We start from the raw sequence: 23403 nt of genomic DNA on the forward strand, positions 1-23403 counted from the left end.
TAAAACTACTTTCGGTTTGTTATGGACCTACTTCACAAACCTTATGTAGTCTTTGCTCAAAGATAGCTGAAAGTCGGACGGAGCTACTGTGATGAAGGTTGTCGACTTAGGTCTCGAGCGCACTCGCTATGCAGTCATCGACGAGACGATCGAGTCGAGGTGGCGCCGAGTCACCTCGATGCAGCACGACAGCGTTGCCGTCGTGACTCCACGCGACCGGATCACTTTCGCCGAACTCGAACTCCGGACCGATGCATTGGTCCGCGAACTTCGCCTGCGTGGGTCACACGGGGCTCGCCCGGTTGCGGTCGATCTCGAACCAACCGCCGAGTCGGTGCCCGCCATCCTCGCTACTCTGATTTCCGGTCGGCCCTTGGTCATGATCGACCCACAACTCCCCGAGGCCCGGCGAGCGCACATCATGAGCGCCTCGGGCGCCGTCGCGCTGCAGTCGATCCTCGACGAATCGGCCGCAACCGGCTTCCGTTTCGACAACGCGCTGGAACCATCGAGTTCCGACCCTGCCATGATCGCGTTCACATCAGGGACCAGTGGAGCGCCCAAGGGAGTCGTGTTGAGCCACTCCATGTGCCTGAACAAAGCCGACGAACTTGCCGCAGCAATCGACCTGCGCCCCGATGATCACATCGGAAACCTGTTGCCCGTCAGTTTCGGAGCCGGAATCACGGCCCTGATCATGGGACTGATGAACGGCGTCACGGTCTTCTGCTGGGATCCACGCGTAGACGGAGTTTCGGGAATCGACGACTGGCTGATCGAGAATTCGATCACGACCGCGCACTGCGCGCCGTCATTCCTGCGGGCATGGTCAAGCCTCGAATCCGATGAAGCACCGGATAATTCGCTCGGATCGCTGCGGGTCGTCGTGACGTACGGGGAAGCAGTGCACGGCGAGGACTACGCGCGCCATCGCAGTCACGGCTTCGCTCGCGTCACGTACGTCAACTGGCTGGCCACCACCGAGACCGGTGTCGTCGCGTACAACGCGTTCCCACCACATTCCGAACTACCCGTCGGAGTGGTTCCGGCCGGACGTGCTCGCGACGGCAAGGATGTACAGATCGTCGATGTGAACGGCGTGCCTCTCCCCGACGGAGAGATCGGCGAGATACAGGTTGTCTCGAGCGATCTTGCCGATGGATACCACGGTGACCCGGATCGCACTGCGGCACGATTCACGCGCCTCGGCGACGGAGTGAGCATCTACCGGACCGGTGACCGGGGCCGTATCGACGAACGCGGCGAACTACAACTGCGGGGACGCGTCGACGACGCCGTCAAGATTCGGGGCTATCTGGTAGAGCCGATGGAAGTCGAGGCGCATATTCGTCGAATTCCCGGCGTCTCCGATGTTTTCGTGGCTGTCGTCCTCGAGAACGATCGACCGGAGATTGTCGCCTACGTGGTCCTGACCAAAGCCGTGATGGCACGGTCGGGCGCCGAGATGCGGCGCGAATTGGCGACATATCTGCCGGCCTGGATGCTCCCCCGACATTTTGTTCTGATGCCAGCGTTGCCGCGCAACGAAAGAGGAAAGGTCGATCGAACAGCGCTGCCCTCCGTCGAGGTGCGGTCCACTCCACCGACTCTCGCCGGGCCCGCCGAATTGTGGTTGTCCTCGATCTGGGAGTCGATTCTCGGTATCGACTCCATCGACCGTGATGACGACTTCTTCGAACTCGGTGGCGATTCGCTTGCTTCAACCGAAGTGGTGGCAAAGATTCACGACATGTTCCGGATCCGGATCACGGCGGCGGAGTTCGCGGCCGCCAGCACCGTCAAAGACCTTGCAGCGCTGGTGGATCGGTGCAGAATCGATCCCGATGATCGTGTCTGTCACAACACGATGGTTCCGCTGAAGCTCGAAGGGTCCGGGCGACCGCTGTTCATCATGAACGGAGCGGGGTGCCCATCGACGACGCTGTCCACCTTGTCGAAAGCGCTTCACACCGATCGGCCGGTTTACGCACTTCAGCCACATGGCTTCGAATCTCGCGGACTACCCGACCGGTCAGTGAAAGCAAGCGCCCGCCGTTTCATATTCGAAATCAAGAAGATTCAGCCCACCGGGCCATACCTCCTCGCCGGTTACTCGTACGGCGGCTACGTGGCGCTGGAGATGGCGTCACAGCTGTCCGAGTCCGGTGACACTGTCGAGCACGTCACCGTTCTCGACACCAGAATCTCCACCGAGACTGCCGCACGACTGGCCGGTCGAGCGGGCATCAGCCTGGATCCGTCGATCGTCGATCTCGCACCACAACCATCCACCAATACTCGATGGAAGCCGACCAGGCGCACCGTCGCGGCGATGTGGATCCGCACGCTCTTCGCCGGCATTCTGCAGTACCCACCGGCCACCCAGTGGACGGTGTTCCTCTACATCGGCGGCCAGGCGCTCCGGAAGCATCGGATGCGAACGTGCGCCGCGCCTGTCACGGTGATCCGTGGAGCCACCAACAACCGTGGACGTGAGATCTGGTCACTCATCGCCACAGGCTCCCTCGATTTCGACGACGTCGACGCGTGTCACGAAGACGTCGTCCGTCAACCGTACGTCCGCAAGACTGCGGCGATCATCGATCGAGTCTGCGATCGAGCGTGACCAACTGCGGCTCACGTCCAGCTGTAGAAGGGAGAGCGGCGTGGAGTGACAGCCCATTCGGTCGTCGACGAACAGACCCTTTCCTTGACGAACGCACCCGCCCTGCCCGCAATGACCACTCCCGTTGACTCGTCGACACGAGTGGTCCGCTGGAACACACCTCGCCGCCTCCCGAGACTGATGCACCGGCCTGCGAACTTCGGAGTCACCGGGCGCGGCGCGGAACCTTCGAGTCGATGCAGGATCGTTTCGGCCGCATGGACTCCCAAGGGGATCGCGGCCTGACAACTCATCCTCAGTGAAAGATCACCGACTGCGACGCCATCGCCCGCACCAAAGATGTTGGGGTGGGACGAGCATTCCAGTCGATCGTCGACCTTCAGACGACCGAGATCGTCGACCGGGAGGCCACTTCGGCGCGCCAGCTCGGGGACACCGAATTCTGTCGCGAGAATCGTGCAATCGGCCTCAACCCGTACACCTCCCGCTAGCTCGCAGGACGAACCGTCGATCCGAGTCACCCGGGATTCGGTGACAATATCAACCCCAAGGTCGGTCAATGTTCTGAGAATTGCCGATCGAGCACGCTCTGACAGGTCCGGGGCCACGATTCCTCCGGTCACCAAAGTGATTCGGCTGCTTCGATGCTCAGCCAATTCTGCGGCAGTCTCGATTCCGGTGAGACCGCCGCCGACAACGCAGACCGCAGCCTTCTCGTCGAGAGTCGCCAGCCTGGACGAGAGGCGGACCGCGTCCTCGAATTCGGCGACGCCGAACCCGTGCTCGTCCGCCCCGGCGATCGTGCTGGGTAACTGCCTACTTCCGACTGCGTAGACCAAGTAGTCGTAGTCGAGCACGCTGCCGTCGTCGAGGGTGAGCCTGCCGAGCGCCGCCTCGATCGTCGTCACCTCTCCGAAGACTCGGTGTGCCGCACGCGGTAGCGCCCTGTCGAACGAGACCGTCGCGTCGTAGCCAGCCCTGATGGAGCCGCTTCGCTGCCATGACGCCCGCATATCCTGCCCCGATTATGACCACGTGTGCACTCATGATTCTCCGTTCCGCCAACGGTCCCCATGCTGAGAATGCACGGGATGATCAGGCCTCATCGCGGACGTTATTGAACATTGACGCCCTGGCGTTATGGCGGTCGACACATCTAGGCAGAACTGTGCTGCATGCAATAGAGACTCGAAAAACGCAGGGTCGACAACACTGGCTCGAAAACAACAAATGCTCTGCACCGATTGGTGCAGAGCATTTGTTCGGGTGGAGCTAAGGGGACTCGAACCCCTGACCCCCACACTGCCAGTGTGGTGCGCTACCAGCTGCGCCATAGCCCCGTATTCAATTCACTCTAACAGTCGAACTCGCAGCGGCTTTTCTGCTTTCCGCTTGCTGGAAGAAAGTTACACCACTTGACTCCTGGGCAACAAATCGCCTGGTCAGAGCGAAGCGGCCGCTCCTCGTCGCGGCTGCGGCATTAGCCGCGGCGGCTTCGACGTTGGTGCCGGAAGAGATGCAGGTTGCCACGTCCTCGGATGCGCCCGCATCACGAGCGATCTGGGCGAGGTCGTCGTTGGTGTGATCGCTGCTGCCGCCCTCGGCAGGCTGCGTGTCGGTCGCGAAAAGCTTGTTGTGGAATGCGGAGTACGCGATCGCGTCACCACCCTGAGCGACGCAGAGCAGAGCGGCGCCGGCCCGTGTGGAGTAGTCACCGCTGCCCGACGCCCGGTTGAGGAAGTTCAGCATGTGGTACCGCACGGCGACGTCACCGTTGTCGACGGCGGCCGCGAGAGCCTGGCCACTGAGGTGCTCGAGGGCAGCGCAGGCCGGGCACAGCGGATCCTCGAAGAGATCAATGGTCGTCGCGGCGGAGGGCTTGCCGAGCAGCACCACTCCGTTGTCCTGCACCGTGACGGCAACTTCGGAACTCTGCACGGAGCCGTAGCCGTCGTTCTGGGGCTTGTTCTTGCTGTTCGTCCACAAGACACCGCCGATGACGAGGGCCGCGATCACGAGCACCGCGAGGCCACCGATGATGTAAGTGGAGCGGCTCGAGACCGGTTCCGGCGAGTATTTGTTCTTGCTGCTCTTGGTGCTCACGCTGATGCAGTCCTTCGTGCGTCGAAACGATTTACCGATTGCTTACCTTGCCACTGAAGACTGAGTATCCACTGAGAACGCCGCGCGTGATCCGGGCCCCAATGCGAGCGGCGAACGCGGGAACACGAGCAGCCAGACGGCAAGTGCCAAGAAGCCCAGGTCCCGGAGAATCTCCTTCAGATAGTCCCAAGCGCCGACGTCGGCTGCACCTCCGCCGCCGAAACATCCGCAGTCGATGGACAATCCCCTGGCCCACACCGAAATGATCACCGCAATGAGAACCGTGAGGATGACCACCGAGACCGCAGCGGATACTCGCACCGCCAACCCGACGAGGATCAGCAGGCCCAGCACTATTTCGACCAGGGGAAGAGCCGTCGCCACCGGACCTACCAGCGACTCGGGCAACAGTTGATAGGCGCGCACCGCGATCTTCGTCTGCACGGGATCAAAGAACTTGAGTCCCCCGGAAATCAGCCAAACGGCCGCCAAACCCAATCGGGCCACAAGACTCACGATGCGAATTGCCACCCGATCGAGAGTACAGAATGCCCGGTCAGTCCAGGTTTGTCCGCGCAGGAGTATCCGTTAGCACCGTCACATCAGTCAGATCTTCGACGACGGATTCGACGGGCTTCGTTCGCGACGGAACGAACAACCAACCCGTCGCCGACACGACTACTACGGCTCCCATCACCGCGAAGGCCGCCGAGTACGACACATGCTGGGCGATCAGCCCGGCACAAATCGGCGCCACTACCCCACCGATGTCGGACATCATCTGGAATACCGCCAGAACAGGTCCGCCTCGGGCCGTCGATCCGACAACATCGGCAACCGCGGCCTGCTGGGCCGGACTCATGAGCCCGGAGCCGACACCAGTCACTGCGGCGATGGCGAAGAACACCACAAGGTTGTCGGTGAATCCCATTGCGATGGTTCCCAGACCGCAGATGAGCAGACCGCTCACGACAAAGGGCTTGCGTCCGAAGCGGTCCGAGAGTCGTCCGGACACGATCAATACCAACGCGTTTCCGACGGCAAAGATCGTGAGAGCGTAGGCCGCTATCGACGGGTCTCGGTCGAGGAACTCCACGACGAACAGAGGGACCATGGCAACGCGAACTCCGAAGATCACCCCGCCGAAGGCGAGGTTCGATCCGAGCGCTGCCCGGTACACCGGCGACTGAAGCCCTTCTGCGAGAGTCATCGACTTCACATCGACAGCCTTGTCCGGTGACGCCAGGTGAGATCCACGCAGGCTCACGAAGACAACGAGCGCGGCGATCACCAGCGCAACTGCGTAGATGATGAACGGCATCCGCAGACCGAACTGCAACAGCGCACCGCCGACCAGCGGGCCGCCGATCGATCCCATGAGAAAGCTTGTCGCGTACAGCCCCGAGACGCGGCCGCGACTGTCCGGCGGTGACATGCGAATGATCAGCCCGAGAGCCGACACCGTGAACATCGTCGACCCGATACCGCCCAACGACCGGAACAGCAGAAGTTGCCAGTACTCCCCGGCGAAAGCGCACGCACCGGTCGAGACCGCGACGATCAAAAGGCCGACGATGTAGACCGGACGCTCACCGAGTTTCTGTACCAAAGTGCCGCTCATCGGCGCGAACACCAATCGCATGAATGCGAAAGACGAGATCACGATCGTGGCGGCGGTGACCGATACGTCGAAGCTGCGCGCGAACTGAGGTAGAGCCGGAGCGACCAACCCGAATCCGAGGGCGATGACGAAGCTGGCGGCGACCAGTACCCAAATTTCCTGTGGCAGCTTGGCTGCACGAGTTTTCATGTCGCCCGGAATTCTAGCCGGGCGACACGATCGGTCCGCGAGCTAGTTCGCCTTCAAGACGCCGGACACCAAGTCCTTGGCCGCTGCCTGAACCTGAGCCAGATGATCGGCGCCCTTCATCGACTCGGCATAAATCTTGTACACGTCCTCCGTGCCGGACGGCCTCGCTGCAAACCACGCGTTCTCTGTCGTCACCTTGAGACCACCGATCGCCGCGCCGTTTCCGGGCGCCGCGGTCAGTGTCGCCGTGATCGGTTCACCCGCCAGTTCGGTCGCACTCACCTGATCGGGAGACAGTTTCGCCAAGACCGCCTTCTGTGCGCGTGTCGCGGGCGCATCGATCCGCGCGTACGCCGGGCTCCCGAACTTCTCGGCCAACGCGTCGTAATGCGCAGACGGAGACTTTCCCGTCACTGCGGTGATTTCCGACGCGAGCAACGCAAGGATGATGCCGTCCTTGTCCGTCGTCCAGACCGAACCGTCGTGGCGGAGGAAGGATGCACCGGCGCTTTCCTCGCCGCCGAATCCCACGGACCCGTCGAGCAGACCGGGAACGAACCACTTGAAACCGACTGGAACCTCGAGCAATTCGCGGCCCACACTGCTGACCACGCGGTCGATCATCGAGGAACTCACGAGTGTCTTGCCCACCTTGGTGTCTGCGCGCCACCCTGGCCGGTTCGCGAAGAGATACTCGATGGCAACGGCGAGATAGTGATTCGGGTTCATCAAACCGCCGTCGGGCGTGACGATGCCATGGCGGTCGGAGTCTGCATCGTTTCCGGTCGCGATGTCGTAGCGATCCCGAATTCCGATCAGCGACGCCATCGCGTCGGGCGACGAGCAGTCCATGCGGATCTTGCCGTCAGTGTCGAGCGTCATGAATCGCCAGGTCGGATCGACGAGAGGATTCACCACTTCGAGGTCGAGTCGGTGAGTTTCGGCAATCGCGCCCCAGTAATCGACGCTTGCCCCGCCGAGGGGGTCTGCACCGATCCTGATTCCGGCATCGCGGATTGCATCGAGGTTGAGGACAGAGGGGAGGTCTTCGACGTAGTACCGGAGGAAGTCGTAGCGTTCAACGCGGTCCAGTGCCTGCGCCGCCGTGACACGCCGTACCCCGGAAAGCCCCTTGCGCAGTAGCTCGTTCGCTCGATCGGCGATAACCGACGTCGCATCCGTATCCGCGGGTCCGCCGTGTGGCGGGTTGTATTTGAAGCCGCCGTCACGCGGCGGATTGTGTGAAGGCGTCACGACGATGCCGTCGGCCTTTGCCTCCGGTCCCGTCGAGTTGTACCGCAAGATCGCGTGACTGACCGCCGGGGTGGGCGTGTAGGCATCACGTGAATCGACGAGGACGACGACGTCGTTGGCGACCAGGACCTCCAAGGCCGACAGCCAGGCAGGCTCCGAGAGCGCATGTGTATCGCGGCCGATGAACAGTGGTCCGTCGATGCCCTGCGAAGCACGGTACTCGACAATCGCCTGGGTTGTCGCCAGGATGTGAGCTTCGTTGAACGCCGCGTCGAGACTGGAACCGCGATGTCCCGAAGTGCCGAAAAGTACCTGCTGCATCGGGTTCTCGGGATCCGGGATGCGCGTGTAATACGCGGTGACCAGATGAGGAACGTCGATCAGATCCTCTGGCAGAGCCACTTGTCCTGCTCGTTCGTGCGCCACGAATCCCCCTCGGCCCGGTGGTCGACCACTGTGTCGACGCGACTGTGGACAATTGTCTACCCTGGCCGCGTGGCGTGCACGCTCGACGCCGGATCGGTCAATCCGTGATCTGGATTCCCAACCACGCAGCGGACAGTCCGACGATCAAACTGACGACGATGTAGATCAGCGAGAGGGCCGTCTGGCGCCTCTCGACCATCCCGACATTTTCGTTCGCAAAGGTCGAGTAGGTGGACAAGCCACCGCAGAATCCGGTCGCCAGAAGTGCAGCCATCTCGGTGGAAAGAGCTGCCCCGGTGAACAATCCAAGGAGGAAGCAGCCGATCACGTTGGCGGCGAACGTCGCAGCCGGGAATCCCTTGTACGCGGGCACATACCGCGCCAACAGGTACCGGCCACTCGCACCAGCGCCGCCGCCGAGTGCCACCAGGAGAACTGTCATGCCGACGCTCCGTCCCGCGCGCGGATCCAGCGTTCACCGAGCCCTTTGCCCAGTGCAGCGGCGAGGATCGCGGGAATCAGTGTCCCGAGTACATAGAGAATCGATCGCCACGGACTCTCCGTCACGGCGTGAACCGCGAAGGACGAGAAAGTGGTGAAGCCGCCACAGAACCCGGTGCCGAGAAAGAGGTACCCAACCTTGTTGTGGACGAGCAGGGCCGCGAGAACACCGAGAACGAACGAGCCGACGACGTTGATGACCAGCGTCGTCCAGATGTGGGGAAAGAGCTCCCCCAGCCCGTATCGACTCAGTGCCCCCAGTGCTCCGCCGACGGCAACCGCTCCCACCGCACCCGGCAGCTTCAGATCACCCATGCTCTCGCCTCACCCGAAAGAGCCTACGTCCCGGATCGGGCTTTCGGCGGGCGCGGAATGAAGTAACTTGTCCGCTGCTGATACTCGCGATAACCCGGACGCTGTTCCATATGTCGCTCGAGCAACCGCGCACCGGTGGCGAAGACCAGGAAGTACGTCATGGCGATCGGCGAGAGGACAGTCACCACTCCCGGCCACACGGACGCCGAGACGAGGAAGATCCCCCACCAGACGCATGCGTCGCCGAAATAGTTGGGATGCCGCGTCCACGCCCACAAGCCTTGATCCATGATGTGGCCACGGCTACCCGGATCGGATTTGAATTCCTCCATCTGCCGGTCGCCGACCGTCTCGAACGTGACGCCGACAATCCACAGCACGATTCCGAGCACAACAAGAAGCCCGAAGCTACCGTTCGATACTGCTGCGACCTGGATAGGCAGGGAGACGAACCACAACGAAATCCCCTGCGTGAGATAAATCTTGCGGATCGCATACAGCGTTCGATTACCCGTCGCTCGTCCGAGCATTTCTTCGTACCGCGGGTCTTCACCCTTGCCGCGGGATCTGATCGCCATGTGCGTCGCCAACCGCAGACCCCAGATCGCCACCAGCGCAAGCATCAGCAACCGGCGCCAGAGGTCGCCGGTTCCAACTACCGCGGACACGAGCGCGATCAGAACGAAGCCGGCGCCCCACGACACGTCGACAACATTGTGCCGCCCGATCCGTACACCGATGGTGGCTGTCACTGCCATTCCGACGGCGATCGCCAACAGGCTCGTGAGCGTGACCACTCCGAATGCGCCCCAGTCGAATCCGTTCATCGCCGCGACACCCACTGCGGCCGGACCGATTCCATATCCGATCGACCATCACCGTGCGGCCGGACCGACAGAATCTGATCGACGCCCATCCTGCCGTCCCGAAATGCCATTCCTCCGCCGACGAGGTAGAGACGCCACACCCGAGCGACTTCGACACCCACGAGATCCACGACGCGATCCCAGTTCGATTCGAAGGTCTCGATCCACGCGTCGACGGTCCGCACGTAGTGCTCACGCAGGGCGTGCACGTCCCGGACTTCGAGTCCACCCTCCTCGATCATCGCAACAGTGCGACCGACCGGCCGCATGTACATGTCCGGCGCGATGAACGACTCGATGAACGGACCTCCCCCGGGGTGCGCACCGGTGCGTGACATCTGCTGAATCAGCACACGGCCACCGGCAATAACGTTGTCGTGGAGCGCTTTCACGTATGTCGGATAGTTGTCCTCACCGACGTGCTCACCCATCTCGATCGACGCGACCGCATCGAAGGGACCGTCTGGAATCTCACGATAATCTTGGAGCCGGATCTCGACCCAGTCTTCCAAACCGAGTGCGCGGATCTTCGCGTCGACAAAAGCCTTCTGCTCCGCCGAGATCGTGATGCCGACAACCCGAGCGCCGTACTCACGCGCTGCATGCAGGCTCAGCGAGCCCCAACCACAGCCGACATCGAGGAACCGTAGGCCTCGCGCCCGATCGAGACCGACCTTGCGGCACACCAGATCCAGCTTGTCTGTCTGTGAGTCTTCGAGCGTGTATTCCGGCGCATCGGAAGTCCAATAGCCCGAGGAGTACGCCATGTTCTGATCGAGGATCAGTTGGTAGAAATCGTTCGACAAATCGTAGTGGTGCCCGATCGCTTCGCGGTCGCGGGCGAGACTGTGCAAGCGGCCCTTCACCTGAGCCTGCGACGACGGTGGAGCCAAAGGTCTCCCGAAAGCACCGAAGGATCGCGCAGCCTTGACCGCGGCCAGGACGAGAGACGGGGTCGGGGTGATCGACCCGAACCCCCGCTCGGCAGAGACCTTCCACACGTGTGTGAGCGCATCACCGAGATCGCCTTCGACGTCGAGTTCACCGAGAACATATGCCTGCGCCGCTCCCAACTCGCCGGGATTCCAGAGCAAGCGTCGCAGCACATTCGGGCTGTAGAGCGTCACTTTCGGAGCATCTTCCGGACCTGCTGTGCTGCCGTCCCAGGCAGTCAATCTCACCGGAAGTTCGCCGCCGACAAGTGGACTGAGGATGTCCGAGAGACGGCCCGCAACGCCGGTACCTTGTGCCGTTCGATCCATCGTGGCGGTCATCGCTGATTCCTCCGATCGAGAACAATTTGCTGGACGTCGAGATATCCCGAGCGAAACCCCGCCTCGGAGTAGCAGAGATAGAAATGCCACATGCGCGCGAACACTGCGTCGAACCCGAGCGCGGACGCTTCGTCGGTGCGAGCACTGAAACGCTCGTCCCACAGCCGCAACGTCTGCGCGTAGTGATCGCCCATCGACATCCGCTCACGCACCCGAAGGGTTGTCATGCGTTCGGTGACGTCCTCTATCGCCCGCACCGACGGGAGAAATCCGCCGGGGAAGATGTACTTGTGCACCCAGGTGTAGGTGTTGCGGGTCGCGAGCATCCGATCATGCGGCATCGTGATGGCTTGGATCGCCGCGCGCCCACCCGGCGCCAGCAGGGCGTCGATCGTCTGGAAGTAACTTCCCCAGTACTGGTGGCCGACAGCCTCGATCATCTCGACCGACACGACGGCGTCGTACTCCCCCTGCACTTGCCGATAGTCGAGAAGGTCGACCTGAACGCGATCGGCCAGTCCCGCAGCGCTTATCCGCTTCGCCGCCAATTCCTGCTGTTCGACCGACAGTGTCACTGAGCGCACCGTTGCTCCGCGCTCGGCTGCTCGGATCGCCAATTCTCCCCAGCCTGTGCCGATTTCGAGTACTCGCGAACCGGGACCGACACCCGCACCGTCCAGCAGGCGATCGATCTTCCGATGCTGAGCCGCTGCGAACGCGTCCCACGACGGGGTAGCTCCCACCGACAGATCCTCGAAGAGAGCACTGGAATACGTCATGGTGTCGTCGAGGAACAGTTCGAACATCTCGTTCGAGAGGTCGTAGTGCCGGGAGATGTTCGAGCGCGTGTTCTGCGTCGAATTCCGCTCACTGCGAGGCTGCTTCGGAATGTAGAGGCCTCGTAGCCGCTGCAGGAAGTCGGGAATCAGCGTCGCCACCCGGGAGGCGAAGACTTCCAGGACCGCGGTGAGGTCGGAGGCTTCCCAATCGCCCGCCATGTACGACTCGCCGAATCCGATCAACCCACTGTCGCCCACACGAGCAGCGAAGTCGTCTGGACGGTGGATGACCATCAACGGCGAATCCGGACTACCTCCACCGGAGAACTCACCGTTGGGCATCTGAACGCGCAGCGGCAAGCGCGCGACCGCCTTGTGGAACAGAGCGCGGGCAACCGGCGACGCAACCCTCACTTTGAAACCGCTGGGCACCGTGGCAACGCCCGGCCACCGCTCGGATTCGATCGTGTGAGCGGAAGGTTCGGTGCCGAGAGTGGTCGTGGTCATTGCACTGCCTCCTGCGGGTGATGTTGCGGTCGGGGAACGATAGGTAAGCGCCTGGCCCACAGCCGGATTCCTTGAAATCTGATCTGCGCGGCGACTCGGAGCGGAGCCAGCGGGATGGAGAGCGCACTGCGGACGATCTCGCGCGTCGTCGCCGGCACACAACGACCGGACACCGTGGCTACGAATGGCGCCTTGCCGTCACGGGCCAGAACTATCGAGAGCGCGAGCGCGGTGTCGGGTAGCGGTAATCGCATCCGGTACTCGCCGTCCAGATCGTTGAACGGAGACACGTAGAACTCTTTGGACGTGCGAGCCCCGCCGCGTTCGTCGGTTTCGAGCAGGTAGCAATGCCGCTCGCCGTAGGTGTTGTGAACCTCGGCAACGACGCACCGCTGACTGCCGTCGTCGTTCAGACACCAGAACACACTCAGTGGGTTGAACACATGCCCGAGAACACGTGCGTTCGCAAGCATGAGGATGCGGCCGCCGGCGAACTCCAATCCGTTAGTTGCCAGAAAAGACTCGACGTTGGCACGAATCGATCGGGTGGGGTCGCCGAGGTGATCTCCGGCGTCGAACTTCGCCAAGGATCGCAGTGCCTTCGGGAGCTCGGGCAGATCGTCGACGTCGACGAGCCAGCTGTAGCTTCGGTACTCGAACTCGTTGTGCAACGGCTCCGTTCGTACGTGTCGGATGCTCGTATGAACGATGGACGGCGTGATGGGTGCAGTCACGGCCACCGACCTCCGACGCGTTCGGCGGCACGCAGGCCAGACAGTGCACCGTCCTCGTGGAAACCCCATCCGTGGTACGCACCGGCAAACGCGAGCACGTCCGAGTCCAACTCGGGAAGCCGCGCTTGAGCGGCGACGGAGGTGGGTGTGTACTGCGGATGCTCGTAGGTCATCTGATCGATCACCGAGTCCGGGGACACCATTTCGTCTCCCCCCAACGTCACCAGGTAGCGCCGACCGGTCTCCGGCAGCCGCTGCAACCTCGTCATGTCGTAGCTGACCAGAACGTGATCCGGCTTCGCGTTGCATTCAGGGATGTAGTAGTTCCACGACGCGCGCGCATTGGTGTTGCCGGGCAGCACATTTTCGTCGGTGTGAAGTTGGGTGTGGTTGACGGAGTACGGCATTGCGCCGAGGACCTGGGATTCGGCAGGCGTCGGATCCGCCAAAATCTTCAGTGCTTGCTGCGGATGCGTTGCGACCACAACTGCGTCGAAGGTCTGGATCTGGTCGTCGCCGTCACGAATGTCGACGCGATCGTCGAACCGGTGGACGGCGCGAACTGGCGTGTTCAGGCGGATATCCCCGATACTTTTGGCGACGAGACGAACGTATTCGCCCGATCCACCGGTGACTGTTCGCCAGGTCGGCGATCCAGTGACGCTCAGCATTCCGTGGTGATCGAGGAACGAGAACAGGTACCGCGCGGGATACTTCAGCGCCGAGCCGGGATCACACGACCAGACTGCCGACACGAGCGGAGTCATGAAGTGAGCGGTGAAGTAGTCGGAGAACCGGCCGCTGCGCAGAAACACTCCCAGTGTCTGGTCGGGTGCCGACGGATCCGTGTTGTCGAGCAGGGCGCGGGCACGGCGATGGAAGCGCTTGACCTCCATCAACATGGACAGAAAGCTGCCGTTGACAAGGAGCCCCGGCGTCGGGAGAACGCCGCGCAACCCTTGGCCCCCCGAGTACTCGAGCCCGCAACCCCCACACCTGACCGACATACTCATATCGGATTCCTGCGTAGGCACATCGAGTTCTGCGAACAATCGCAACAATGTCGGATAGGTGCGATCGTTGTGGACGATGAACCCCGTGTCGATGGCGAGGCTTCGCCCTTCCGGGTCGGTGACCGAATGGGTGTCCGCGTGCCCGCCGAGCCGTGAATCCGCTTCGTAGAGGGTGACGTCACTGTCCTTACTGAGCACCCACGCCGCTGTCAGACCTGCGACACCACTACCGACGACGGCCACCTTGCGCTTGTCGGAACTCATCGTCGTTCTCCCATCTTTGTTGCGGCTACCCCGCGACTCATTCCTGCGATTGCATCCGCGACGAGGCGATGCCAGGTCGCCGCCCGACGGAGCATGAAGTGGCCTGCGCCGTCGATGCCGATCCATTCAGCGCTCTTACCCGACTTCTGCAGTTCGTCAACTTTCCGACGAGACGCTGCCGAGTCGGTCCACGAGTCGGCCGTGCCGTGGAGCACAWCCAGTGGTGTGTCCGAACGCAGATTCACCGACGTTCCATCGGGCCACCACGGCGCCAGCGCAACCACACCGACCACCGCCGGATCGCCACACAGTTCGGCGGCGACCCGTCCGCCCATCGAGTGGCCCAGCAAAATCACCCGAGCTTGTGCATTACGTTTCGTTATCGCGTCGAGTGCGGCTCGAGCGTCAGCGACCGGACTGCGCTCGGCACCGTTCCAACCACGCACCCGATAGCGAGCCTGCACCGCTCTCACACCGGAGCGGCGAAGCTGAGCGGTGAACGGGCGCATCCGAAGGTTGGACAGATGCCAGGCGCGAGCCGGGCGATGGCTCGAGACCTTTCCTCCAGGCAGCACGAGCACCACCAGGTGCTGGTCACCGTCCTGCTGTTGCCGTCGGTTGGGCGTCATGCATGGCATTCGGAGCCGAAAACCATTTGGATGGGGTTCGTAGAATTTCTTTTGTGAATCGTGAAGCACTCGTCGGTGACGTCCTCGACGCCATGGACGCCAACTTGGTTTCCCATGCCTGCCACCTGCATGAACACTTGCCGACTGCATCGGTCACGGTCACTGCGGACGTTGTCGTCGCAGACAGCGGCCTCGCCGACGACACTTTCAACATCATCGCTCGTGCTCGCTTCGCCGTACCTGCCGACGGGCCCGAAGATCGGCGACTGATCGACATCCTCGCCTCGATTCGGGCAACCGGACGTCCGTTCTCCTGGTGGACCGGACCCCGCGATAATCCCTCTGACCTCGGGGCTCGCCTGTCCGCCCTCGGCTGCGTGCGCTCCGAGGAAGAACGAGCGATGACGGCGGACCTTGACGTCGTCCCTCATCCGACGCCTGTCCCAGAACTCTCCGTTCATCGGGTGACTACTCGTACCCAGCTCGCCGACTACGCCGCCGTGATGGCCGCCAACTGGTCGCCGCCCTCAGCCGCAGTAATTGGATTCTTCGAAGACACCGCTGATGCCGCCCTCGATGAGCGTTCGCGGAGTTCGTTTGTCGTGGGGTACGCGAACTCCCAGCCTGTCGCCGGAGCCGAGGTCCACTTTGCCGCCGGCGTCGCCGGCCTGTATGGCGTCGTCACACTCGAAACGGCTCGCCGACGCGGATTCGGCTCGGCGGTCACCCTTGTCGCACTCGACATCGCCCGCGAGCGAGGTGCCCGAACAGCAGTACTTCAGGCGTCCAGCGACGGCGCACAGCTCTATCGAAACCTCGGCTTCAAGGATGTCGGCACCTACACCGAGTACTCGATCGGAAGCAGTTAGACGTCCCCGCGGGGACGCTTTCACCCCGTATCCGTGAAGGTGTCGGCACCCACATCTATCATCGAACGTACATTCGAAATGATGTCGGACGCGAGCCGGGGGGCAACCATGAACGCAGCATTAACCGAGAACGCACCACCGATCGATGAAGATACGCAGGGTTCCAACCGAGACGACGTGGATCAGCTCGGCTCGGAAATCTGCGCCCTCGCCGGCCAGATCGCCGCGGCCACGGCTCGATTCCTTGCCCTCCTGTCGAAATTCGACGAAGACCGCGGATGGACCGGTCCGGGACTGCACTCGTGCGCCCACTGGTTGTCGTGGAAGTGCGGAATGAGCCTGCACACCGGCCGTGAATACGTTCGCGTCGCCAAAGCGCTCCGACCTTTGCCCGAGATGCGGAAGGCCTTCGAGCAAGGCCGCCTGTCCTACTCGAAGGTTCGCGCCCTCACCCGGGTCACCACGCCTTCCAACGAAAAGCAGATGGTTCGGTTCGGATGTGAGGCGCCCGCAGCCCAGATCGATCGTCTCGCCGCAGGTCTGCGTAAAGCAACCGACAACGAATCCGGCAAAACCAAAGCGGTCGAACATCTTCAGGTCCGCTGGCATTGGGACCCGGATACGGGCGAATTTGTCATCAAAGGACGCCTGCCTGCACAGGACGGCGCCCGAATCCTCGCAGCGTTAGCTGTGGCGGAACGTGAACGCACCCGAATCGCCGCCGTCCGCCCCGTCGACGAGAAGGCCGCAAAGAACCCGGTCGGAAATATCGGGCCAGGTCTCGTCGCGATGGCAGAGCTCGCCACCGCCTCAGTCACGGACCGCACGACCAAGGCCGCCGCGAACGAAGTTGTGTTCTTCCACGAAGCGAACACCGTCCGAGTGCCGAGCGGACCCGCATTGCCTCAAAATGCCGCTGAGGAAGTGCTCTGCAACGCCAAGCTTCGCCTGGGTACGACCAAGGAAGGATGCGTTCTGAATCTAGGTCGGCGGACTCGCGTCGTCAGCGCTAAACAAATGTTGGCATTGAACTACCGCGACGGATGCTGCCGCACACCAGGATGCGGACGGACCCGCTTCCTGCACGCACATCACGTGAAATTCTGGGGACGCGGCGGCAATACGGACTTGGACAATTTGATCATGCTTTGCGGTACCTGCCACCGCGCGCTGCACGACGGCAAGTTCACGATCTCTGCACTCGGCGAGCAGAAGTTCGAGTTCCACTACGCCAATGGAGACGTCATCGACCCAGCACCGCCAACAGAGGGGTTCGCCGATGACCTATTGCGCGGAGACGTACCCGACGACGCGATCGTGCCGGCGTGGAGCGGGGAGCCCCTCCACCTCGATCACGCGGTCAGCGTCATCCTCGACGGCTGGGCCGCGTGAGCAAACATTGGTCTAGTCCAATCTGAATCCGTCGTGAACAATCGGACAACCCTCGCATTCAGGTAGTGCAATTGGTCTAGTCCTATCGCAATATCTTGAGCGTGACCAAGAAAATCGCACGCACCTCAGCCGCTATCACACTCCTCCTCGCCGGCGCTGTTGCTGCCGGAACTGCAACTGCTGCAGCAATTCCCGGATCGTCCGACCTCAATCCGTCGGCCGCCGAGAAGACAGTTGTCATCGGCCTTGACGGCACCATGCTCAGCCACATCAAGACCGCCGACGCTCCCCGTCTCCAGAAGCTGATCGCCGAAGGAACCAGCGGAGAATCTTCCATCCTCGGCCACACCACCATCTCCGGACCGTCGTGGTCGACCATCCTGACCGGAGTCTGGGACACCAAGCACGGTGTCAAGGACAACACGTACGCAGGCGCCCGCTTCGACCTCTACCCGAGCGTGTTCACACGGTTGGAAACAGCACAGCCCTCTCTGCTCACCGAGTCGATCTCCACCTGGGGCGGCATCGACAACATCGCATCCAGCGGCACGCCGAAAGCCGACGTTGTCGTCACCACTGCCGATGCAGGTTCCGGAGCGGCCACCGATGCTGCGACCGCTGACGCCGTCGCCCGCGACATCACCGACAAGGGACCTGACCTGATCTTCACCCAACTCGATCAGGTGGACGGCGCGGGGCACAGCGGCGGCACCAACGGCGCTGCGTACGAAGAGTCCATTGCCTCGGTCGACGCTCAGGTGGGCAAGATTGTCGATGCCGTTGATCAACGCGCAGCGAAGACCGGTGAGAAGTGGACGGTTCTGGTCACTGCGGATCACGGCCACAAGCCTGCTGGAGGGCACGGCGGCCAGACGCCGGCGGAAGCAACGACATTCGTCGTTGCACGCGGTGCGGGATACGCGGCCGGCAAGACCACCGACGCGTACACGATCGCCGACATCACGCCGACCATCCTCCAAAGCCTGGGCGTTGCATTGCCTGCCGATCTGGACGGAAAGCCGCTGGCCAAGGAAGCTCCCGGCTTCGTCGGCTCGGTCGACCTGGGATTCTTCGGCTCCTGATCGCAAGAAGTCCCGGGCGCTCAGCAGAGTGCCGCAGCAAGACCGCAAAAAGGTCGGGCCGGAGAGCGTGTGCTCGTCACTGTTTGATGTCCCATTCGACTCCGTGACCGAGCCGAACAGTAAAGCCCTCTAGCTGATGCCAGGAACCGGGTCGAGGGCAACCCCGGGCTGACAGACACGCTTCGCTACTTAGGCAGCGAGAGCGTAGTCGCGCTGATTGGAATCGGCGCTTATAGGTTTGCAGCGACGCTTACGGTGGTCTCTTGCCTGCACCGACACGCTTCCCCTAACTCAACACACGCAGTCGAAACCGTTCAGCCCCGTGTGTGCCCCGCGTCTTTCGTGGGGCTATTCACTATAACGCGCCGAAGTTCGGAAGTCATACCAATTAATCGGCGGCACTTTCCGTGTCCTTCGCCGCAGCTGATTCCCTGATAGCTGCGGTCTCACGCTCTGCAGCACCGGTGATGTTGGTGATCATCCCCTGGAAGACAACTCCGTGGAAAGGCAGGATCGAGTACCAGTACGCCCGGCCGGCGAGCCCGCGAGGGAAGAAGACCGCACGCTGATCGAGATGCGAACCCACCGGCCGTCCATCCGCACCCGCCGGACCTTCCGACACTCGCAACTCCAACCATGCTCCGCCCGGGACCTTCATCTCGGCGCGCAACCGGAGCAACTTGCCTCGATCGATTTCTTCGACCCGCCAGAAGTCCAGGGCTTCACCGGTGTTGAGCCGACGTGGATCCCGCCTACCCCGGCGCAGTCCGACCCCGCCGACCGCGCGGTCCATCCACCCCCGGATGGCCCACGCCAAAGGGAATGAATACCAACCATTCTCGCCGCCGATCGACTCGACGACCGACCAGAGGGTTTTCGGATCCGCAGCACAGTCACGTTCGCGGTGGTCTACGTAAACTGCCTCCCCTGCCCAGTCCGGGTCGGACGGAAGAGGATCGGACGGCGCTCCCGCGATCGTCGCACCGGACCACGCCGTCTCCACCTCACCGGTCTCGATCTTGCGAAGCGCCAAACGCACAGCTTCCCGGTACGGTGTGAGGCCACCGGCCGGAGGCGGGATGAAGTCGTCGATGTCGTGGTTGTGCATCACCGCGTCGTTCTGCAGTGATTCGATCAGTGGCATCGCCAAGCCCCGCGGGATCGGCGTGACCAATCCCACCCAGTGACCTGCCAGACGCGGGGTGAGGACGGGCAAGACGAGGATGCGTCGGCGTACCAATCCTGCGACGTCGGCGTAGGTGTTCATCATCTCGCCGTACTGCATGACATCTGGCCCACCGATGTCGAAGGCGCGGTTGACCTCCGGCGTTGTCGCCGCGGCTGCGATCAAATAGTGGAGTACGTCACGCACCGCGATCGGCTGAATGTTGTTGTGCACCCACTTGGGTGTGGTCATCACCGGAAGCCGATTGGTCAAGTGGCGCACCATTTCGAAGGACGCCGAACCCGATCCGATCACCACCCCAGCTTGAAATACAACTGTCGGAACCTCGGAGTCGAGGAGGATCCGACCGACTTCGAGCCGAGACTGCAAGTGAGTCGACAACTCTCGGTCGGACGGATGAAGCCCGCCCAGGTAGACGATCCGGCGCACCCCCGCATCGCGAGCAGCGGCGGCGACGTTCTCCGCGCTTCGCTTGTCGATATCCGAGAACGACCCTCCACCGCCCATGGCGTGAACGAGGTAGTAGACCACGTCGATATCGTCGAAAACACCTGAGAGGGAGGCACTGTCGGTCAGATCCCCACGCTTGATCTCCACCGAATCATGCCAGGGCACATCTCGCAGTTTCTCCGGGCTGCGCACCACCACTCGAACGCGATGGCCCTCTTCGACCAGACGAGGGGCAAGACGTCCGCCGATGTATCCGGTCGCACCCGTGATCAACACTCTCACTGCGTCCATCACCCCACGCTACGCACAATTCAACTGCGAAGCGCGAGTGCAACCTCGAGGTCGTCGTTGGTCAACATCATGTTGATCCCCGCTCCAGCCTTCGCCCCGGCGGCTGCGGCCATGATGACCTGGGCACCCGGGTCGACGACGTTGCCCGCAGCGAACACGCCGGGCACGCTCGTCGCCCCCATCATGTCGACTGTGACGAAATCGCCCATCATCGTCTCAGCGCGCTGCGCGCCGAATGCGCGCAAGATCGCATCGTTGGGGTCCATCGTGAGAGCGCCACCGACAAAGACCGCCGAACGCGCGACCACAGTGCCGTCGGCCAACCGCACGCCCACCAACCGATCATCCTCGACGACGGGACCAGCGATCTCACCCTCGACGATCGAAATATCGCGAGCTGCAAGCTTTTCCCGATCTTCGGAACTCAGTTCGGTGATTCGATGGAGGAAGAGAACTACGTCGTCGGACCACTGGCGAACCATGAGGGCCTGGTGCATCGCAAATTCCGCGCTCTTGGCGATGACACCAAGCGGCTGATCGCGCACGCTGTACCCGTGGCAGTACGGGCAGTGCAACACGTCGCGGCCCCAACGCTCGCCGAAGACTTCGAGTTCGACCGGCAGGCGGTCCGTCAGACCCGTTGCAACGAGGACCTTGCGCACCTGAATCTTGCTGCCGTCAGCCAGTTCTACCGAGAACTTCTCGCCGTCCCGTGTCACGGAGACAACGGTGCCGTCATGGAACTCGCCGCCGAATTTGCGGACCTCACCTCGGCCGATGGTCAACAATTCGGCGGGGTTCATGCCGTCGCGGGAGAGGAATCCGTTCATGTGATCGGCGGCCGCGTTCCGTGGTGATCCGTTGTCGAAGACGATCACGGACCTGCGTGCCTGACCAAGGATGAGTGCGGCGTTCAGCCCTGCCGCGCCGGCTCCGATTACTGCTACGTCGAATGAGTTCTGCGTCATGAATCCAGAATGACAAGAGATCGCGTTCTTGACAAACACTGTTGCCACTTTGGCAAAATAGATCCATGACCGAAACATCGTTCGAAGCCGTTCTAGCCGGCATCGGCCCTCGCCTACGTGCGTTGCGCCAGCAGTCCGACATGACCCTGGCCGACCTGTCGGAGACCACCGACATCAGCGTCAGCACACTCTCGAGACTCGAATCCGGTACTCGCCGAGCCAACTTGGAGTTGCTGCTGCCGATCGCCAAGGCACACGGCGTCCCGTTGGACGACCTGGTGAACAGCAAGATCAAGGACCCCCGCGTTCGAGAAGAACCTCGAACGGTCGGATGCATGACGGTCATTCCGCTGACCAGTCAGCCCGGCAACCTCCAGGCCTACAAGATGATCATCTCCCCCACCGACGACGATCGCGAACCGGGATCCCACGAGGGCTACGAGTGGGTCTACGTTCTGTCCGGGCGCATCCGACTCCAACTCGGCGACCGGGATTTCATCATGGGGGCAGGTGAGGCCGCCGAGTTCGACACCCACATTCCGCACCGCATCAGCGCTGCCGACAGCCGACCTGCGGAGGCGATCAGTCTCTTCGGGAAACAGGGCGAGCGTGTTCACCTACGCGCAGCGCCGGCCGACAGACGCGGCTGAAACACTAGGACTGAAAACGCTGGAACTCGAAAGAATCTAGGCGCCCGCGACGGCAATCATGCCGACTGCCGCCAGCGCCAACAGCATTCCCGCTTGTTGCACGCGGCTTACCCGCTCGCCCAGCATCACCATGGCGAGCAGAACCGTCGCAGCCGGATACAGCGAACCGATCACGCTGACCAGTGAGAGCATTCCGCCTTGGAAGGCGTAGATCATCGTCCCGTTCGCGACGACGTCGAGGACGCTGACGTACACCGCGAGTTTGAGTGGCTCGCCTCGTGGGAGAACGAAGTGACCGGCCGCCAGCGCGACCAACCACACCACGACGGTCGCGGCGCCGCGAGATACGGCCAACGCCCACAGCCCGCTGCCCTCGCCGATCTGGTGAAGTGCGATGAACGAGAGAGCAAATGCGCCACCGCTTCCGACGGTCAGAAGCGCCACTTGCCTGGTGAAGCGGAGAGTGATTCCGCCGGCGACCTCACCCGCGGTGTCGTCAGGCGACTCGCGGCTGACCAGGACGACGGCGACCAGCGCGACGGCAATACCCAGGTACGCGATCAACCCCGGCCGCTCACCGAATGCGAATCCGACGAGGACCGGAATACCCGCCACCAGAACAGCTGTCAGCGGCGAGACCACCGACATGGGGCCAGTTGCCAGCGCGAGATAGAACCACCACACCGCCAGACCACTCGTGACGCCCGCGATCGCGCCCCAGATCAAACCGTTCAGCGTCAGCGTCCCGGAAACGAAAGGTGCTGCGATCAGAACGATGACGAGCGAGAGCGGATACGAGACGATCACCACACGCAGTGCGGCAACTCGTCGTGATGCAACTCCCCCGACGAAGTCGCTGACTCCGTAGGCAACTGCCGCCACGAGGGCAAGCAGGATGGAGGTCAGCGCATGCCCTTGATACGACGACCGAGCTCGCGGGTCACCTCGCGCTCGGCGGTCCGCTTGGCCATGTCCTGGCGCTTGTCGTAGTCCTGCTTACCCTTTGCCAGCGCGAGTTCGACCTTGACCTTGCCGTCGTTGAAGTACATCGACAGCGGAACCAGTGTCTGGTTTCCCTCGCGGGTCTTGCCGACGAGGTGCTCGATCTCACGCTTGTGCAGCAGGAGCTTTCGGGTGCGGCGCGGAGAGTGGTTGTTCCACGTGCCTTGCGTGTACTCCGGAATGTGCAACGAGCGCAACCACACTTCGCCGTTGTCCACGGTGGCGAACGCATCGACGAGCGACGCCTTGCCTTCACGCAGACTCTTGACCTCGGTCCCGACGAGCGCGATACCGGCCTCGTAGGTGTCGATGATCGTGTAGTTGTGGCGTGCTTTGCGATTGGTCGCAATGACCTTGCGGCCCTTTTCCTTCACTGTCCGGGCCTCTCAGTCCGCTGTCTTGCTGTCGAATG

Annotated in this window: 22 protein-coding genes and 1 tRNA gene; 5 read left to right on the top strand and 18 right to left on the bottom strand. The window is 62.3% G+C overall.

The features are described from left to right. Positions 1-91: 91 nt before the first annotated feature. Positions 92-2626: an AMP-binding protein gene (locus AC1DWA_RS14865; protein WP_029255080.1), complete on the top strand. Its 2535-nt coding sequence runs from the start codon at positions 92-94 to the stop codon at positions 2624-2626. An 11-nt stretch (positions 2627-2637) separates the two neighbouring features. Here AC1DWA_RS14865 and AC1DWA_RS14870 read toward each other — a convergent pair whose 3' ends face one another. The 14 genes from AC1DWA_RS14870 to AC1DWA_RS14935 all read right to left on the bottom strand — a co-directional run bounded on the left by AC1DWA_RS14870 (position 2638) and on the right by AC1DWA_RS14935 (position 15101). Continuing rightward, the gene (locus AC1DWA_RS14870) at positions 2638-3639 is read right to left on the bottom strand and encodes an NAD(P)/FAD-dependent oxidoreductase (RefSeq protein WP_244891379.1); all 1002 of its coding nucleotides are present in this window, start codon (positions 3637-3639) and stop codon (positions 2638-2640) included. Positions 3640-3893: 254 nt separating this feature from the next. Then, positions 3894-3966, bottom strand: a tRNA-Ala gene (locus AC1DWA_RS14875). A 4-nt stretch (positions 3967-3970) separates the two neighbouring features. After that, positions 3971-4729 carry a DsbA family protein gene (locus AC1DWA_RS14880; RefSeq protein WP_477916772.1) on the bottom strand — a complete coding sequence of 253 codons (759 nt, stop codon included), beginning with the start codon at positions 4727-4729 and terminating at the stop codon, positions 3971-3973. 42 nt (positions 4730-4771) lie between these two features. Next, the gene (locus AC1DWA_RS14885; protein ID WP_019747868.1) at positions 4772-5260 is read right to left on the bottom strand and encodes a MauE/DoxX family redox-associated membrane protein; all 489 of its coding nucleotides are present in this window, start codon (positions 5258-5260) and stop codon (positions 4772-4774) included. A 25-nt stretch (positions 5261-5285) separates the two neighbouring features. After that, positions 5286-6539, bottom strand: a complete 1254-nt coding sequence (locus tag AC1DWA_RS14890; RefSeq protein ID WP_029255079.1) for an MFS transporter — start codon at positions 6537-6539, stop codon at positions 5286-5288. Between the two features lie 42 nt (positions 6540-6581). After that, positions 6582-8219 carry a phosphoglucomutase (alpha-D-glucose-1,6-bisphosphate-dependent) gene (pgm, locus tag AC1DWA_RS14895; protein ID WP_046378364.1) on the bottom strand — a complete coding sequence of 546 codons (1638 nt, stop codon included), beginning with the start codon at positions 8217-8219 and terminating at the stop codon, positions 6582-6584. A gap of 97 nt (positions 8220-8316) precedes the next feature. Then, the gene (gene crcB, locus AC1DWA_RS14900) at positions 8317-8661 is read right to left on the bottom strand and encodes a fluoride efflux transporter CrcB (RefSeq protein ID WP_019747865.1); all 345 of its coding nucleotides are present in this window, start codon (positions 8659-8661) and stop codon (positions 8317-8319) included. Next, positions 8658-9035, bottom strand: coding sequence for a fluoride efflux transporter FluC (locus AC1DWA_RS14905; protein ID WP_019747864.1), 378 nt, complete (start codon positions 9033-9035; stop codon positions 8658-8660). The genes crcB and AC1DWA_RS14905 overlap by 4 nt, the downstream gene beginning before the upstream one ends. A gap of 23 nt (positions 9036-9058) precedes the next feature. Continuing rightward, the gene (locus tag AC1DWA_RS14910) at positions 9059-9862 is read right to left on the bottom strand and encodes a DUF1295 domain-containing protein (protein ID WP_046379875.1); all 804 of its coding nucleotides are present in this window, start codon (positions 9860-9862) and stop codon (positions 9059-9061) included. Next, the gene (locus AC1DWA_RS14915; RefSeq protein WP_477846049.1) at positions 9859-11175 is read right to left on the bottom strand and encodes a class I SAM-dependent methyltransferase; all 1317 of its coding nucleotides are present in this window, start codon (positions 11173-11175) and stop codon (positions 9859-9861) included. The genes AC1DWA_RS14910 and AC1DWA_RS14915 overlap by 4 nt, the downstream gene beginning before the upstream one ends. Then, a complete protein-coding gene (locus AC1DWA_RS14920; protein WP_019747861.1) occupies positions 11172-12461 on the bottom strand; it encodes an SAM-dependent methyltransferase in 1290 nt (429 codons plus the stop codon). Before AC1DWA_RS14920 ends, AC1DWA_RS14915 begins: the two co-directional genes overlap by 4 nt. Continuing rightward, positions 12458-13201 carry a DUF1365 domain-containing protein gene (locus tag AC1DWA_RS14925; RefSeq protein WP_024487210.1) on the bottom strand — a complete coding sequence of 248 codons (744 nt, stop codon included), beginning with the start codon at positions 13199-13201 and terminating at the stop codon, positions 12458-12460. The genes AC1DWA_RS14920 and AC1DWA_RS14925 overlap by 4 nt, the downstream gene beginning before the upstream one ends. After that, on the bottom strand, positions 13192-14472 hold the full coding sequence (locus AC1DWA_RS14930; RefSeq protein WP_019747859.1) for an NAD(P)/FAD-dependent oxidoreductase: 1281 nt from the start codon (positions 14470-14472) through the stop codon (positions 13192-13194). The genes AC1DWA_RS14925 and AC1DWA_RS14930 overlap by 10 nt, the downstream gene beginning before the upstream one ends. Continuing rightward, entirely contained in the window at positions 14469-15101 is a 633-nt protein-coding gene (locus tag AC1DWA_RS14935) for an alpha/beta hydrolase (protein WP_477916774.1), read from the bottom strand. The genes AC1DWA_RS14930 and AC1DWA_RS14935 overlap by 4 nt, the downstream gene beginning before the upstream one ends. A gap of 53 nt (positions 15102-15154) precedes the next feature. Between AC1DWA_RS14935 and AC1DWA_RS14940 the strand changes: the two genes are divergently transcribed. The 3 genes from AC1DWA_RS14940 (at position 15155) to AC1DWA_RS14950 (ending at position 18444) form a co-directional block, all read left to right on the top strand. Beyond that, positions 15155-15970, top strand: a complete 816-nt coding sequence (locus AC1DWA_RS14940) for a GNAT family N-acetyltransferase (RefSeq protein WP_019747857.1) — start codon at positions 15155-15157, stop codon at positions 15968-15970. A 108-nt stretch (positions 15971-16078) separates the two neighbouring features. After that, a complete protein-coding gene (locus AC1DWA_RS14945) occupies positions 16079-17362 on the top strand; it encodes an HNH endonuclease signature motif containing protein (protein ID WP_477846050.1) in 1284 nt (427 codons plus the stop codon). Between the two features lie 101 nt (positions 17363-17463). Next, positions 17464-18444 carry an alkaline phosphatase family protein gene (locus tag AC1DWA_RS14950; RefSeq protein ID WP_069145916.1) on the top strand — a complete coding sequence of 327 codons (981 nt, stop codon included), beginning with the start codon at positions 17464-17466 and terminating at the stop codon, positions 18442-18444. A 388-nt stretch (positions 18445-18832) separates the two neighbouring features. On the opposite strand, the gene AC1DWA_RS14955 is transcribed toward AC1DWA_RS14950, so the two are convergent. Then, positions 18833-20371, bottom strand: a complete 1539-nt coding sequence (locus AC1DWA_RS14955) for an SDR family oxidoreductase (protein WP_020969261.1) — start codon at positions 20369-20371, stop codon at positions 18833-18835. Positions 20372-20391: 20 nt separating this feature from the next. Continuing rightward, on the bottom strand, positions 20392-21339 hold the full coding sequence (locus tag AC1DWA_RS14960) for an NAD(P)/FAD-dependent oxidoreductase (protein WP_031332072.1): 948 nt from the start codon (positions 21337-21339) through the stop codon (positions 20392-20394). Positions 21340-21404: 65 nt separating this feature from the next. Between AC1DWA_RS14960 and AC1DWA_RS14965 the strand changes: the two genes are divergently transcribed. After that, entirely contained in the window at positions 21405-21989 is a 585-nt protein-coding gene (locus AC1DWA_RS14965) for a helix-turn-helix domain-containing protein (protein WP_020907208.1), read from the top strand. A gap of 36 nt (positions 21990-22025) precedes the next feature. Here the strand turns inward: AC1DWA_RS14965 and AC1DWA_RS14970 are convergent, their stop codons facing one another. Continuing rightward, positions 22026-22883, bottom strand: a complete 858-nt coding sequence (locus tag AC1DWA_RS14970; RefSeq protein ID WP_075832889.1) for a DMT family transporter — start codon at positions 22881-22883, stop codon at positions 22026-22028. An 8-nt stretch (positions 22884-22891) separates the two neighbouring features. Beyond that, positions 22892-23365 carry an SsrA-binding protein SmpB gene (gene smpB, locus AC1DWA_RS14975; protein ID WP_003942330.1) on the bottom strand — a complete coding sequence of 158 codons (474 nt, stop codon included), beginning with the start codon at positions 23363-23365 and terminating at the stop codon, positions 22892-22894. Between the last annotated feature and the right edge of the window lie 38 nt (positions 23366-23403).

The organism is Rhodococcus sp. P4_F3_2 (assembly GCF_056401335.1).

Excerpts from the sequence above, each read along its gene's own strand:
- AC1DWA_RS14965 (WP_020907208.1), top strand. The coding sequence starts at position 21,405 with ATGACCGAAACATCGTTCGAAGCCGTTCTAGCCGGCATCGGCCCTCGC.
- AC1DWA_RS14955 (WP_020969261.1), bottom strand. The coding sequence starts at position 20,371 with ATGGACGCAGTGAGAGTGTTGATCACGGGTGCGACCGGATACATCGGC.
- AC1DWA_RS14930 (WP_019747859.1), bottom strand. The coding sequence starts at position 14,472 with ATGAGTTCCGACAAGCGCAAGGTGGCCGTCGTCGGTAGTGGTGTCGCA.
- AC1DWA_RS14960 (WP_031332072.1), bottom strand. The coding sequence starts at position 21,339 with ATGACGCAGAACTCATTCGACGTAGCAGTAATCGGAGCCGGCGCGGCA.
- AC1DWA_RS14905 (WP_019747864.1), bottom strand. The coding sequence starts at position 9,035 with ATGGGTGATCTGAAGCTGCCGGGTGCGGTGGGAGCGGTTGCCGTCGGC.
- AC1DWA_RS14865 (WP_029255080.1), top strand. The coding sequence starts at position 92 with ATGAAGGTTGTCGACTTAGGTCTCGAGCGCACTCGCTATGCAGTCATC.
- AC1DWA_RS14920 (WP_019747861.1), bottom strand. The coding sequence starts at position 12,461 with ATGACCACGACCACTCTCGGCACCGAACCTTCCGCTCACACGATCGAA.
- crcB (WP_019747865.1), bottom strand. The coding sequence starts at position 8,661 with ATGACAGTTCTCCTGGTGGCACTCGGCGGCGGCGCTGGTGCGAGTGGC.
- AC1DWA_RS14945 (WP_477846050.1), top strand. The coding sequence starts at position 16,079 with ATGAACGCAGCATTAACCGAGAACGCACCACCGATCGATGAAGATACG.
- AC1DWA_RS14910 (WP_046379875.1), bottom strand. The coding sequence starts at position 9,862 with ATGAACGGATTCGACTGGGGCGCATTCGGAGTGGTCACGCTCACGAGC.
- AC1DWA_RS14915 (WP_477846049.1), bottom strand. The coding sequence starts at position 11,175 with ATGACCGCCACGATGGATCGAACGGCACAAGGTACCGGCGTTGCGGGC.
- AC1DWA_RS14890 (WP_029255079.1), bottom strand. The coding sequence starts at position 6,539 with ATGAAAACTCGTGCAGCCAAGCTGCCACAGGAAATTTGGGTACTGGTC.
- AC1DWA_RS14870 (WP_244891379.1), bottom strand. The coding sequence starts at position 3,639 with ATGCGGGCGTCATGGCAGCGAAGCGGCTCCATCAGGGCTGGCTACGAC.